Below are 14,051 nucleotides of genomic sequence, written 5' to 3'. Positions count from 1 at the left end.
GGTCGCCATCCGACGACCGGCCTTTTCAGATTACGCCGACTGGATCAGTAGAGTTCTTTCAGAGACGCCTTGGCAAAAGGCTGGAACTCACCGGTGCGGCCTTCCTTCACCTTCACCAGCCACTCCGGGTCCTGCAGCAGGGCACGACCCACGGCGATGAAATCGAACTCGTCGTTGTTCATGCGCTCAACCAGCTCATCGATACCAGACTGGTCAACGGCTTCCTGCTTGCTGGCGAAGGTGCCGCTGATGAAGTCCTCGGTCAGGCCGACACTGCCCACGGACATGGTGGGTACGCCGGTCAGCTTCTTCACCCAGCCCGCCAGGTTGAGGCTGGAACCCTCGAATTCCGGCTCCCAGAAGCGACGGGTGGAGGCATGGAAGATGTCCACCCCGGCGTCCGCCAAGGGCTTGAGGAAGGCTTCCAGCTCTTCCGGGGTCTGGCATAGCCTGGCGTCGTAGTCCTGCATCTTCCACTGGGAGAACCGTAGCATGATGGGGAAGTCCGGCCCCACCCGCTCGCGGATGGCCTGGATGATCTCGATGGCGAAGCGCTGGCGGTTGGCCATACTGCCGCCGTACTCATCGTCCCGCTGGTTGGTGCCCTCCCAGAAGAACTGATCGATCAGGTAGCCGTGGGCACCGTGTACCTCAACCCCGTCAAAACCGATGGCCTTGGCGTCCGCGGCGGCATCGGCGAAGGCCTTGACCACGTCCTGGATGTCCTGCTTTGTCATCACATGGCAGACCACCTTGCCCGGCCTGTTCATACCGGACGGGGCATAGCCCGGTACGCTCGGGTCCGGCTCCATGCCTTCCTTGCGAACCGCGCCCACATGCCAGAGCTGCGGGAAGATCTTGCCGCCGGCTCCATGCACCGCGTCCACCACCTTCTTCCAGCCCGCCAGGGCCTCTTCACCGTGGAAGAACGGCACATTCTCGTAACCGTTGGCCGCCGGGTGGTTCACCGTGGTGCCCTCGGTGATCAGCAGCCCGACGCCGCCTTCCGCCCGGCGCTTGTAGTACGCCACCACGTCATCGTTGGGCACATTGCCCGGCGAGAAGTTACGGGTCATGGGCGCCATGGCCACCCGGTTGGCGAGCTTTAGGGACTTCATCTCAAAGGGTTCGAAGATGGGGCCAAGGTTCATGGTCATCTGGGATTCTCCTGACGCATTCGTGTGTTCGGCGAGCGTCACGGCATGCCGGGTCGGCCTGACCGCAGGTTGGGGGTAACGTTTATGCTTGCCGAAATCTGGTTTCGTTACGAAACTCTATTGGATCGAATGGGTGGATGCAAGCCATAAAAGAGCGTTCGCTCTATTTTTGGGGCGGTCCGGAAATCACTACCGGCATCCCGGTTCCGGCATCTGCGTTTCCTTCGGCGGCCCACGTTGGGTACACTTTGACCATGGCCAGAAAACGTTTTGATGATTCAAGCTGTTCCGTTGCCCGGGCCCTGAACGAAGTCGGGGACTGGTGGTCGTTGCTGATCGTGCTCCAGGCCATGTACGGCACCCGCCGCTTTGTCGACTTCCAGCAGGAGCTGGGCATCGCCCGCAATATCCTGGGGGACCGCCTGTGCCGGCTGGTGGACAACGACGTACTGCGCAAGGTGGATGTGGGCGAACACGGCCCCCGTCACGAATACCGCCTGACCGACAAGGGTCGCGACCTGTTCCCGGTGGTGATTGCCCTGCGCCAGTGGGGCGACCGCTACAACCCCTGCCCCGACCAACCGACCCTGGACCTGCGCGACCGGCGCACCGGGCGACCGATCCGCCAGCTGGAAGTCCAGGACGCGGAAGGCAACCCGCTCTCCGTGCGGGATGTGTTCGTGCCGGAAGAATCCGACGATGAGGCCCCGCTGGACGAGCACCGGGCCTGACAGTATCGGACCGACTGCCGGCACCTGATCGGTCAGTATTGAACCTTTTGAGCTGAATCAATCCGGTGGTCATACCGCCATTACCGCCGGACCACCCTTGTCATGGATCAATTTCCCCTGCCACCACCGTTGTAGCCTTTAACCGTCAACAACGTGTGGTTAGGAGTTCTGATCTATGTCCTTGAAATTCAAACTGGGTGTACTGGCAATCGGTGTCATGGCGGCGACTTCCGCCCAGGCCTACCAGGCAGGCGATGTGATCGTCCGGGCCGGTGCCGTCACCGTGGACCCGAACGAATCCAGCGACCCTGTCGGCCTGGCCGGCACCAGCCTGGCCGATGAAGGCTGGGAAGTGGGGGTCGACTCCGACACCCAACTGGGCCTGGCGGGCACGTGGATGATGACGGATCACTTCGGTCTCAGCCTGCTGGCCGCCACCCCCTTCCAGCATGACCTCTACGGTGCAGGCAGCCTGCCCGGGGGGGCCGACCTGGGCAGCACCAGGCACCTGCCTCCCACGCTCACCCTGCAGTACTACCCACTGCACAGCGACGCCATGATCCAGCCTTACCTGGGCCTGGGTGTGAACTACACGATCTTCTTCGAGGAAAAGACCAGTGACACCCTGACCGGGGCTGTGGATAACTACCTGGGTGGTGGTGTGGTGAGTTCGACGGACATGGACCTGGATGACAGCTTCGGTGTCGCTGCTGAAATCGGTGTGGATATCCGTCTGGACGATCACTTCGGCATAAACGCCGGCATCTGGTGGGCCGACATCGATACCACCGCGGACATCAATGCCTACGATGCCGCCGGCAACAAGCTGGGCACCGCCAGGGTAGATGTGGAAATCGATCCCATGGTCTACATGGTGGGCTTCACCTATCGTTTCTGATATGGCCGTGCCTCGGACTGAAGGTGTCGGGGCACATCCTCCCTTGCGGGGCCCTCGGGTCCCGCTTTTTTGGAAGCGGCCCACAACGAAAAAACCGCCACCGGGATATCCGGAAGCGGTTCTTCTATCGCTGCGATGTTCGGCAGATTACATCAGGCAGACTGACGCTGCCCTGAACGACCCTGCCCGCGCCCACGTCCGCGACCGCCGCCAGGACTGGCCTGACTCCGGCCACCAGGACGGCCACCGCCGTTGCGTGGGTTACCACCATTACCACCATTACCACCACCGCCATTATGGCTCCTGGCACGGCTGGGATCAGCCTTGGCCTTCGGCTTCAGCGGCAGGTTGTTGGTTGGCTCGAAGCCTTCCACCTCTTCCCGCGGCAGCTGCTTCTTGATCAGCTTCTCGATACCCGCCAGCAACTTACCTTCGTCAGCGCTGACCAGCGACAGGGCATGGCCACTCTCACCGGCACGGCCAGTACGACCGATACGATGCACATAGTCCTCCGCAACTTGCGGCAGTTCGAAATTCACCACCTGGGGCAGTTGTTTGATGTCGAGCCCGCGGGCGGCGATGTCGGTGGCTACCAGCACCCGGATATCACCCTGCTTGAACTCGGCCAGCGCCCGGGTGCGGGCACCCTGCGACTTGTTGCCGTGGATAGCGGCGGCGGTAATGCCGTCACCTTCCAGCTTCTTGGTCAGCCGATTGGCACCGTGCTTGGTGCGGGTGAATACCAGCACCTGGTCCCAGTCGTTATCCCGCACCAGCTTGCTCAGCAGCGCGGTCTTGCGGCTCTGGTCCACCGGGTAGACGGTCTGTTCCACCCGCTCGGCAGTCTTGTTGCGGGCGGCCACTTCCACCAGTACCGGGTTGTCCAGCAGGCCCTGGGTCAGCTTGCGGATCTCATTAGAGAAGGTGGCGGAGAACAGCAGGTTCTGACGCTTCTCCGGCAGCAACGCCAGGATCTTGCGAATGTCACGGATAAAGCCCATGTCCAGCATGCGGTCAGCTTCGTCCAGCACCAGGATCTCAATCTCGTTGAACTTCACCGCGCCCTGCTGGTACAGATCCAGCAGACGGCCCGGTGTTGCCACCAGCACATCCAGCCCCCTGGCGAGTTTCTGCATCTGGGGATTGATCTTGACACCCCCAAACACCACCGCTGCCTTGGTGGGCACATACTTGCTGTAGAGGTTGACGCTGTCATGAACCTGCGCCGCCAGCTCCCGGGTAGGCGCCAGGATTAGGGCGCGGGGACCCTTGCCACTGCGTTTGCTGGCGCTCAGGCGCTGCAGCAGAGGCAGGGTAAAACCAGCGGTCTTACCGGTGCCGGTCTGCGCGGCGGCCATGACGTCCCGGCCGGACAGGACTGCGGGAATTGCCTGGGCCTGGATGGGGGACGGGGTGTCATAACCCTGGTCGGAAGTGGCACGCACCAGTTGCTCGGAAAGGCCGAGGGAAGAAAAACTCATAGATAATAACTCTTGATTGGTCTGCCTCCACGAACGCCGGAAAAACATCAGCGAAAGCGGGCAGGGTCCATGCACGGCATGGAAATAATGACGACTACGGTCGCTCACCGGTATCGGGAGGACGTCCTCTGGCGGGTCGTATGAAGTGTTCGCACGATGGCCCTGATGGCCGAAAACTGCGGATCCTTAGAGGCAGGACGCAGGCAAGATAACAGAGCACCTGCGAAATAGCCATAAGTGTTTACCATGGCCACTGGAATATTACGGGTTTGACATATATACCTGAAATAGGGAGCCTACAAAGGCGCTGAATAGCCATCGAGAGTCATACATGACCCCCAAACTATCGATCAAGAACGTATTCAAGATCTTCGGGGACTCCCCGGAAGATGCCTTTCGCTTCCTGGAGAAAGGCTACGAAAAGGATGTCATTTTCGAGAAAACCGGCCAGACCATCGGGGTGCACGACGCCTCCTTCGACATCCAGGAAGGCGAGATTTTCGTGATCATGGGCCTGTCCGGTTCCGGCAAGTCCACCATGGTGCGCCTGCTTAACCGCCTGATCGAGCCCACCTCGGGCCAGATCCTGTTCAACGGCAAGGACATCGCCCGCATGTCCGCCGAGGATCTGCGCGAGGTGCGCCGCAAACAGATCAGCATGGTATTCCAATCCTTCGCCCTGATGCCCCACATGACGGTCATGCAGAACGCCGCCTTCGGGTTGGAACTGGCCGGCCTGGAAGAGACCGACCGTGAACAGCGTGCCCGTGCCGCCCTGGCCCAGGTGGGGCTGGAGCATGTGGCCAACAGCTATCCGGATGAATTGTCCGGCGGCATGCAGCAACGGGTCGGTCTGGCCCGCGCCCTGGCCAACGACCCGGAAGTGATGCTGATGGACGAGGCCTTCTCCGCCCTGGACCCGCTGATTCGCGCCGAGATGCAGGACGAACTGCTCAAGCTGCAGGCGGAAGCCAAGCGCACCGTGGTGTTTATCTCCCATGACCTGGACGAGGCCATGCGCATCGGTGACCGCATTGCTATCATGGAGGGCGGCAAGGTGGTCCAGGTGGGTGCTCCGGACGAAATCCTGAAGAACCCGGCCAACGACTACGTGAAGTCCTTCTTCCGCAACGTGGATGTGACCACCATTCTCACCGCCGGCGACATCGCCCGCAAGAAGACCGTCACCATGATTGAACGGGAAGGCGCCGGTCTGGCCTCCGCCCTGGAGCGCCTGCGCAGTAACGACGAGGATTACGGCTACGTGGTCACGTCCGATCAGCATTTCCGGGGCGTGGTGTCCATGGAGTCCCTGATCCGGACGGAGAAGCAAGGCGGTGGTATCAGTGATGCCTTTATCGATGCAACGCCGCTGAACGGCAACACACCGCTCAGTGAACTGATCGGCCAGGTGGCCGCATCGGGCTTCTACCTGCCCGTGGTGGATGACGACGGCCATTATCTGGGTGTCATCTCCAGAGCCATCCTCCTCCAGGCAATCGACAAAGACAGCGAGGCCGCATGACTGATTCATCCAACCCATGGGCCGACAACGGCTCCGACGCGCCGGAGAACGAATCCGGTTCTGGCGAGAGCGCCAATCCCTGGGGAAGCTCGGGCAGCACCGAAACCCAGGATGAATCCGGCAGTAACCCCTGGGGCGGTGGTTCCGGATCTTCCGAATCCACCGGCGGCGGCAGTGGCTGGCTGCAGAGCGGGGAACCGGTGCCGGAAGAGAGCTTTGACATATTCCACCCGTTTGCGGATGCCTGGATTCCCCTGGGAAGCTGGGTGGACACCGGCCTGGACTGGCTGGTGGGCAATTTCCGCCCCGTATTCCAGGCCATCCGCTGGCCGGTGGATGCGGTACTCACTGGTATGGAATCCGCCCTGCTGGCGGCCCCTTCCATCCTGGTGGTTATTATCTTCGGACTTATTGCCTGGCAGGTCGCCAGTCGCAAGCTGGCCATCGGCACCATTATCTCGTTGATCGTGGTGGGCGCCATCGGCGCCTGGGAAGAAGCCATGGTGACCCTGGCCCTTGTACTGACATCCGTATTTTTCTGTGTGCTGATCGGTCTGCCTACCGGGGTCTGGCTGGCCCGCAATGACCGCGTGGCCGCCACCATGCGCCCGGTGCTGGACGCCATGCAGACCACGCCGGCCTTTGTCTACCTGGTACCCATCGTGATGCTGTTCGGTATCGGCAACGTGCCGGGGGTGGTGGTCACCATCATCTTCGCCCTGCCACCACTGATCCGCCTCACCAACCTGGGTATACGACAGGTACCACCCGACCTGGTAGAGGCCTCGCGCTCCTTCGGCGCCAGCCCCCGCCAGTTGCTGTTCAAGGTACAACTCCCCCTGGCCATGCCCACCATCATGGCCGGGGTCAACCAGACCCTGATGCTGGCCCTGTCCATGGTGGTCATCGCCTCCATGATCGCCGTGGGCGGTCTGGGTCAGATGGTACTGCGGGGCATCGGACGCCTGGATATGGGCCTGGCCACCATCGGTGGGCTGGGCATTGTCCTGCTGGCCATTATCCTTGACCGCCTCACCCAGTCACTGGGCCAGGATTCACGCAGTCGCGGCACCCGTCGCTGGTATGACCACGGGCCCGCCGCACTTATCCGGAAAATCATCCCCAAAAGGAGAGAGTCGCAATGAAAACCTCCATAACGAAACGACTGGCAACGGCTGTCGCTGCCACCACCCTGACAGCGAGCTTTGCGCTGCAGGCCCAGGAAATGCCTGGCGAGGGTGTTGAGGTACAACCCCTGAAGAGTTCCATCGCCGAGGAAACCTTTCAGACCCTGCTGGTCTCCCGCGCCCTGGAAGAACTTGGCTATGAGGTCAAGGACATCAAGGAGATTGAATACGCGGCCGGCCACGTGGCGATCGCCAACGGTGATGGCACCTTCATGGCTGATCACTGGGACCCGCTGCACACCAACTTCTACAACCGCGCAGGCGGTGACGAAAAGATCTATCGTGAAGGTGTGTATTCCTCCGGCGCCCTGCAGGGTTACCTGATCGACAAGGAAACCGCCGAAGAGCACGACATCACCAACATCGAACAGTTCAAGGACCCGGAAATCGCGGCCCTGTTCGACACCAACGATGACGGCAAGGCCGACCTGACCGGTTGCACCCCGGGCTGGGGCTGCGAGGAAGTGATTGAGCATCATATGGACGCCTACGAGCTGCGGGACAGCATCACCCACAACCAGGGTTCCTACTCCGCCATCATCGCCGACACCATCGCCCGCTTTGAACAGGGCGACCCGGTGTTCTACTACACCTGGACCCCGTACTGGGTCAGCGGTGTGATGGTTCCCGGCGAAGACGTGGTTTGGCTGGAAGTGCCCTTCTCCTCCCTGCCCGGTGACCGGGAAGGTGTGGATACGTCGCTGGACGACGGCACCAACTACGGTTTCATGCCCAACGACCAGCGCATCATCGCCAACCAGGAGTTTGCCGATAACAACCCGGCGGCCGCCAAGCTGTTCTCCATCATGAAGCTGTCCGCCAACGACATCAGCGCCCAGAACCTGGCAATGCGTGATGGTGAAGACAGCGAGGAAGACATCGCGCGTCACACCGACCTGTGGATCGAAGCCAACCGCGACACCTTTGACGGCTGGCTGGAAGAAGCCCGCGCAGCGGCTGAATAAGCGTTAGCCTCCTGGCAGGTCCTGTTCATCCGTAGCAGGGCCTGCCGTTCTTTCCCCTCCCCCCTCAGATCAACTGGCCAGATACCAGGTCAGCGCCGCCGCCAGTATTCCCCCGACCAACAGGCTGACCACCGAGTGAGCCAGATTCCAGCGAAACGCCGCCACCTTGGCGGAATAGCCGGTAATCCGCTCCATCAACAGCGAATTGGCGGAATAGGGTGTACCTCCGGTGGTAATGCCCCACCCGGATACCATGCCGATACCCAGCCCCAGTACCGCCTCCGCAGGCCAGATCGGCCCCAGCACCCCGCCCGTCAGAGTGCCGATAACAATGGGGTTGAGCCCCACCATGCCACCGGCGAAGAACAGCCAGGGCACCAGCGCGGCCACCACCGGATAGCCCCACCCCGGCAGGCTGAAGCCGGCCCCCAGCCATTTCAGGGCAAAGCTGCTGATCAGTGCCCCGAGGAAGGCGGAACCACCGACAATCACCAGTTCGTTACTGACCGGGGCCATGGAGGGCAGTGGGTTACCTGTGCCCCGGGGTGGGCTGACCAGTCCGTGTGCGAACAGCACCACCACGGCACCCAGGCAACTGAGGGTCACGGCCTTGGAGTAGCTGAGCCCGCCGGGGCCGCTGAGCACGAACGCCCCCACGCAGATGGCCCCGATAATCGCCATGAATCGGAGCCACGGCAGGTATTTGCCCAGGCCGATATCAACCGCATCGCCCTGGGCAATTGCTTCGGTTTCCCGTTCCGTAAACAACAGGCCGCTGAGCAGGTACACCATGGCCAGCGGCAGGCTGACGGCAATCAGTTGCCAGCTGTGCAGTCCTGGCAGGAAGGTCACGGTCATGACCACCGAGATCGACAGCGGGGAACAGGTGGGTGAGGCGCCAAAACCCCGCAGGGTGCCTCGGGAGGCGTTGCGAGCCATGGCGGAATCCCCGTGCCGGCGTACCTGACCGGCAATCATCGACGAGACCACCCCCACCGAGCCGAAGTTCAGGGGCACCGACAGCACCGTGGTGCCGAAGGTAACGCTGAGGTAGCGTACGGTCGGACGGCCCGCGAACAGGGTGGCGGAAATCCGCTCCAGGTCGCTGGAGCGACCCAGCAGGGAGGACAGCAGCATGACCGTGAGGATCAGCGCCGTCAGCCGGGTCATGTTCACGGCCCCGTCCATCAGGGCCGAAGGCTCGTCCACCAGCGCCAGCAGCGACATGGCCACCAGCAGGCCGAAGATGATCCTGGCCACCAGGCGCAGGTCCCGCCACCCGAGCAGGATGGCGAGGACAATGGCGGAGGCCCCCACCACGGCCATGCCCGGAACCAGGGAAAGAACACCACAAAGCAATGCCAGGTAAGCCAGCGCCGACCGCGTCAGGGTCAGCGGACTGGAGGAGGAGGTCTGTGTCATCGAAGGCTCTTTGGAGGCCGGGGCGACCGCATGACCGCAGCGGCGACAGCCCGACTCACGATGTTGGTACGGGTCAGGATTCCGGGGGCAGCAGCCGGGCGCCGGTGACCGCCTGGACCTCTTCCAGGGTGTTGTCGCCCACCAGCTCCACCACCCGCAGGCCCTCATCGGTGACATCAAGCACCACCAGGTCGGTGTAGATCCGGTCTACCACGCCCTTACCGGTGAGCGGGTACTCACATTCGGGCAGGATCTTGGGGGCGCCGTCGCGGGTGCAATGCTTCATCAGCACGTAGAGCTTGCGGGCGCCCACCGCCAGGTCCATGGCACCACCCACGGCCGGTGGTTCACTGAGGTCATTGGTGGCCCAGCTGGCCAGGTCGCCGGTAGCCGACACCTGGAACGCGCCCAGTACGGCAATATCCAGATGGCCGCCCCGCATCATGGCGAAGGAATCCGCGTTGTCGAAGTAGCAGCCTCCGGGCAGCAGGGTCACGAACTGCTTGCCGGCGTTGATCAGGTCCGGGTTCTCTTCACCGGGTGCCGGTGCCGGCCCCACACCGAGGATGCCGTTCTCGCTATGGTATATCACATGCCGGTCGTCAGATACATAGTTTGCTACCTGCGTCGGCATGCCGATGCCCAGGTTTACGTAGGCGCCATCGGGAATATCCCGGGCGACACGACGGGCCATATCCTCTTTACTAAGCGATTGCATCGAGCAGCCCCTCCTGCAGTACCACGGAATCCACGAAAATGCCCGGTGTCACCACCGCCTCCGGGTCCAGGTCACCCACCTGGACGATCTGCTTCACCTCGGCGATGGTGGTTTTCGCCGCCATGGCCATGGACGGGTTGAAGTTACGACCGGCGGTGTTATAGGTCAGGTTGCCCCAGGCATCGCCCTTCTCGCCCCGGATCAGCGCCACATCCGCATGCAGGGCGGTTTCCAGCACATAGCCCTTGCCGTCGAACTCGCGAGTCTCCTTGCCCTCCGCCAGCAGCGTGCCGTAGGCGGTGGGGGTGTAGAAGGCGGCCAGGCCGGCGCCGGCAGCGCGGATCCGCTCGCCCAGGGTACCCTGGGGCACCAGTTCGAAATCGATGGAGCCTTCCTTGTAGCGCTTCTGCAGCCACACGGAGCCCTTGGAGCGGGGGAAGGAACACACCACCTTGCGCACCAGGTCATCCCGCAGCAGGGAGGCAATGCCCTCCTCCGCCACACCGGCATTGTTGGAAATAATGGTCAGATCCTTCGGCGCATGACGGCGCAGGGCCTCGATCAGTTCCAGCGGAATACCGGAACTGCCGAAGCCGCCGATCATCACGACATCGCCATCCTTGATCACGGAGACGGCCTCCGCCATGGAATTACAGACTTTGTTGATCACGATGCATTCACCAACTGCGTTGAAACGGGTTTATCGGGCGCCACCGACGGTGGCTGCCGGGAAGTTGAGGAACCGGCTGCTCAGGTAGATGGCGGCCACCAGGCCAAAGCCGATCAGGTCCGTCAGCAGATCCGGGTAGATCAGCACACCGCCGGCAACCAGCACCAGGATCCGCGCCGGCCAGGCCAGCACGCCGATGCGGTACAGGTAGCCCTCCATGGCGGAGGACAACAGCCAGATGGCCGTGATGGCCGTAAACGCCGAGGTCAGGATCTTGCTGATGTCACCCTGCAGGATCAGGGACGGATTGATTACGAACAGGAACGGCAGGATGAACAGGATGCCCCCCAGGCGCATGGCGTAGACACCGGTTCGCCCGGCCTTGGCACCGGCCACACCCGCGGCGGTGATGGCAGCCAGGGACACCGGCGGCGTAATGTACGACAGCATGCCCCAGTAGAGGATGAACAGGTGACTGGCCAGCGGGTTGAGGCCCGCGTTCACCAGCGCCGGCGCCAGCAGGATCGACAGGAAGATGTAGCAGGCACTCACGGTCATGCCCATGCCCAGAACGAAACTGGTGATGGCCCCGGCTGCCAGCATCAGCGGAATGCTGCCATCGGCGTAGAGCAGCAGCTCACGGGAGAAGGCGCCGGCCACCCCGGTATAGGACAGGCCACCGACCACCAGGCCGATACCGGCCAGGATGGCCACCAGGTTGGCGACGCTTGTGGTCAGGTCCTGCATGAAGGCCAGGGCCCGCTTCAGGTTCAGACGATGGTTGCGCTTGAACATCGAAATGCCCAGCAGGACCACCGTGGCATAGTAGGGGGCATAGGCCTCCAGGCGCATCACCAGCAGCATGTAGATCAGCATGAACAGGGCCAGCAGGTACGGCCAGCCGTCCTTGAGGGTCTCCCACAGGTTCGGGATCTCCGATTCCGGCAGGCCTTTCAGGCCCCGTCGCGCGGCATAGATATCCACCTGGAAGATCAGCGCCAGGTAGAACAGCAGCGCCGGCAGGAACGCGGCGATCATGATCTCCGCGTAGGGCACCCCGAGGAAGGATGCCATGATGAAGGCCACCGCCCCCATCACCGGCGGCATCAGGGTGCCACCGGTGGACGCGCAGGCTTCCACCGCACCGGCGTAATGGGCCGGGTAGCCGGTCTTTTTCATGGTGGGAATGGTAATGGGGCCGGTGGTCAGGATATTGGAGATCACACTGCCGGACAGGCTCCCCATGATACCGCTGGACAACACCGACACCTTGGCCGGACCGCCCCGGCTCTTGCCCATCAGGGCGGTGGCGAACTGCATGAAGAATTCGCCACCGCCGGTGGCAGTGAGGGCCGCGCCGAACACCACAAAACCGATCACCAGCTGCGCCACCACCTGCATGGGGATGCCGATCACGCTTTCCACACCGATGACATGGGCACGGATGATTTCCGGCAGGGTGTACTGGTTGCCCCACAGGAAGCCGGGCATGGAATCGGCGTACAGTGGGTAGGTGCCGAAGAACAGCGCCACGAACAGCAACGGCCAGCCACCACAGCGGCGCACACCCTCGAGGATCAGCACCAGCAGGATGCCGGACAGTACAGTAGCCTCGGTGGGCGCCTGGTACTCCCAGCCCATGTTGATCATGGTCAGGCCGTGATAGCCCAGGTAACCGGCGCACACCAGCGCCGTCGCCGCCAGCGGCCAGTCATACCAGGAGACCTTGCCCGACGCCCCTTTCCAGGCCGGAAAGGCAATATAGGCCGCCGCCAGGAAGATACCGATCAGGTAGTAGAGATAGGCGTTGCCCAGGGGTTTGAAACCCAGCAGCTCCAGGTTGAAGGTCTGGTTGATGGCCATCAGCAGGCCCAGGGTACCGAGCAGGATAATCGACCAGTACCCGGCACCCCGCAAACGACCGGAGGTCGGTTCAGCGGCGGGTGCCGCCTGCTCGGCGGACGTGGAAGCACTCATGACGTGGTTACTCCGAAAAGATCGACAGGCGCCCGGTCAGGCGCCTGTCATCACGGGGGTCTTGGATATCAGAGGGATTCCAGGGCCTGGGTGCGGTGGGCTTCCCAGATCTCCTCGAATTCCTCGTCACTCTTGCCTTCGCCTTCCGTCGTGGCTTCCTTCCAGGCGTCACGCAGGGCATTCAGGCGGGCCAGGCGCTGGTCGTTCCAGGCCTGATGCTCCTCGGTCCAGATACCCTTCTCCTCCAGGTAACGGATGGCGCCGGGATGGAAAGGAACATCGATAGGCGGTGTGCCGGCCTGTTCCAGATCCCAGCGACCCATGACCGCCGTGGCATCCTTGTACATGCCGTAGGTTTCATCCAGGGCCTTGATGTAGTTGTAGACAGCGTCCTCATCCATATCCGCACGTACCGTCAGCACCGGGTACCGGTAAGCAAAGATATCGACCGGGTTCTCTTCACTGATACCCGCCCCCTCTGTTTCCGTGTAGGGCTGGAAGAACGGCGCCACTTCACGCAGGCGCTCCCAGCCTTCTTCATCGTCCTTGGGTACGTTGAGCCAGCGGATGCCACGGGGGGATTCCGCCAGTTCGTAGACGTGGCTTGGCGTGGTGGTGGTGCAGGACGCGTCCGCCTCACCCCGGGCCAGGGAACTCATGGTATTGGCGTAGGTGGGGAACATAATGGCGTCAACATCGTCACGGGTCAGGCCCACAAACGCCAGGAAGGCATCACACTTCACGTTGATGGACGGGTTGCCGGCCACATAGGCGAAACGGGAGCCCTTCAGATCTTCCAGGGTTTTGATGTTGGCGTCCGCCGCCGTGAAGATACCGAACGAGGACGGGCGACCGGCCACGGCACGCAGGTCCTGCGGTCCCCAGCGACGGGTGGAGAAGTCATGGATGCCTTCCGCGGCGAAGAAGGTTTCGGTGGCCAGGAAAGCGTAGTCGGCACGGCCGCTGAGTAGCGGCTGCAGGCGACCGATGGCGGAACCGGAAGGCTGGATACGGATGCGGGTACCGTACTGCTTGCCGAAGGCGTCGGCGATGGCGGAGGCCTCGGCGTAACCGGCCGAACCGACATCGTAGGACGACCAGGTCATGGTGTCCGGCAGTTCCTGGGCGATCGCGGACCCGGCAAACAGCAGGGCCGTGCTGATGGCAGTGGCAGACAGGGTTCTGGTCAGGATATTGCTGGCATAGGGCATGGGAATCTCCAATCGCTTCTTATTGTTTGGTTAGATTTCAAACATAGTTCACATTTCAGATCCGGCGAACAAAGTAGCCCGAGGCGAATTCTTCGTCAAATTTTTTTCA

The 14,051-nt window shown here is 62.2% G+C and carries 12 protein-coding genes; 5 read left to right on the top strand and 7 right to left on the bottom strand.

Going from position 1 to position 14,051, the window contains the following annotated elements:
* Nucleotides 1-44: 44 nt before the first annotated feature.
* Nucleotides 45-1,157 carry an NADH:flavin oxidoreductase gene (locus tag RO069_RS13290; protein ID WP_328188146.1) on the bottom strand — a complete coding sequence of 371 codons (1,113 nt, stop codon included), beginning with the start codon at nucleotides 1,155-1,157 and terminating at the stop codon, nucleotides 45-47.
* A gap of 254 nt (nucleotides 1,158-1,411) precedes the next feature.
* Between RO069_RS13290 and RO069_RS13285 the strand changes: the two genes are divergently transcribed.
* Nucleotides 1,412-1,888 carry a winged helix-turn-helix transcriptional regulator gene (locus RO069_RS13285; RefSeq protein WP_328188144.1) on the top strand — a complete coding sequence of 159 codons (477 nt, stop codon included), beginning with the start codon at nucleotides 1,412-1,414 and terminating at the stop codon, nucleotides 1,886-1,888.
* A 175-nt stretch (nucleotides 1,889-2,063) separates the two neighbouring features.
* The gene (locus tag RO069_RS13280; RefSeq protein WP_328188142.1) at nucleotides 2,064-2,786 is read left to right on the top strand and encodes an OmpW/AlkL family protein; all 723 of its coding nucleotides are present in this window, start codon (nucleotides 2,064-2,066) and stop codon (nucleotides 2,784-2,786) included.
* 152 nt (nucleotides 2,787-2,938) lie between these two features.
* Here the strand turns inward: RO069_RS13280 and RO069_RS13275 are convergent, their stop codons facing one another.
* Nucleotides 2,939-4,267, bottom strand: a complete 1,329-nt coding sequence (locus RO069_RS13275) for a DEAD/DEAH box helicase (RefSeq protein ID WP_328188141.1) — start codon at nucleotides 4,265-4,267, stop codon at nucleotides 2,939-2,941.
* A 331-nt stretch (nucleotides 4,268-4,598) separates the two neighbouring features.
* Here RO069_RS13275 and proV point away from each other — a divergent pair, with 331 nt between their 5' ends.
* From proV to proX, 3 genes are read left to right on the top strand one after another with little or no spacing between them, the layout of a single operon-like run.
* Nucleotides 4,599-5,792, top strand: coding sequence for a glycine betaine/L-proline ABC transporter ATP-binding protein ProV (gene proV / locus RO069_RS13270; RefSeq protein WP_328188140.1), 1,194 nt, complete (start codon nucleotides 4,599-4,601; stop codon nucleotides 5,790-5,792).
* Nucleotides 5,789-6,937, top strand: coding sequence for a glycine betaine/L-proline ABC transporter permease ProW (proW, locus tag RO069_RS13265; protein WP_328188138.1), 1,149 nt, complete (start codon nucleotides 5,789-5,791; stop codon nucleotides 6,935-6,937). Before proV ends, proW begins: the two co-directional genes overlap by 4 nt.
* On the top strand, nucleotides 6,934-7,944 hold the full coding sequence (proX, locus tag RO069_RS13260; RefSeq protein ID WP_328188137.1) for a glycine betaine/L-proline ABC transporter substrate-binding protein ProX: 1,011 nt from the start codon (nucleotides 6,934-6,936) through the stop codon (nucleotides 7,942-7,944). Before proW ends, proX begins: the two co-directional genes overlap by 4 nt.
* Before the next feature lie 69 nt (nucleotides 7,945-8,013).
* Here proX and RO069_RS13255 read toward each other — a convergent pair whose 3' ends face one another.
* From RO069_RS13255 to RO069_RS13235, 5 genes are all read right to left on the bottom strand, one after another.
* Complete coding sequence (locus RO069_RS13255) at nucleotides 8,014-9,366, bottom strand: hypothetical protein (RefSeq protein WP_328188136.1); 1,353 nt, start codon at nucleotides 9,364-9,366, stop codon at nucleotides 8,014-8,016.
* A gap of 73 nt (nucleotides 9,367-9,439) precedes the next feature.
* Nucleotides 9,440-10,084, bottom strand: a complete 645-nt coding sequence (locus RO069_RS13250) for a 3-oxoacid CoA-transferase subunit B (RefSeq protein ID WP_328188134.1) — start codon at nucleotides 10,082-10,084, stop codon at nucleotides 9,440-9,442.
* On the bottom strand, nucleotides 10,071-10,754 hold the full coding sequence (locus tag RO069_RS13245) for a 3-oxoacid CoA-transferase subunit A (protein ID WP_328188132.1): 684 nt from the start codon (nucleotides 10,752-10,754) through the stop codon (nucleotides 10,071-10,073). Before RO069_RS13245 ends, RO069_RS13250 begins: the two co-directional genes overlap by 14 nt.
* Nucleotides 10,755-10,784: 30 nt before the next feature.
* Nucleotides 10,785-12,731, bottom strand: coding sequence for a TRAP transporter permease (locus RO069_RS13240; RefSeq protein WP_328188130.1), 1,947 nt, complete (start codon nucleotides 12,729-12,731; stop codon nucleotides 10,785-10,787).
* Between the two features lie 68 nt (nucleotides 12,732-12,799).
* Nucleotides 12,800-13,942, bottom strand: a complete 1,143-nt coding sequence (locus RO069_RS13235) for a TAXI family TRAP transporter solute-binding subunit (RefSeq protein ID WP_328188128.1) — start codon at nucleotides 13,940-13,942, stop codon at nucleotides 12,800-12,802.
* Nucleotides 13,943-14,051: the final 109 nt, after the last annotated feature.

The sequence above is a fragment of the Marinobacter sp. OP 3.4 genome (genome assembly GCF_036224885.1).
GTDB lineage: Bacteria > Pseudomonadota > Gammaproteobacteria > Pseudomonadales > Oleiphilaceae > Marinobacter.
This window is presented reverse-complemented; position numbering and strand designations above follow the sequence as displayed.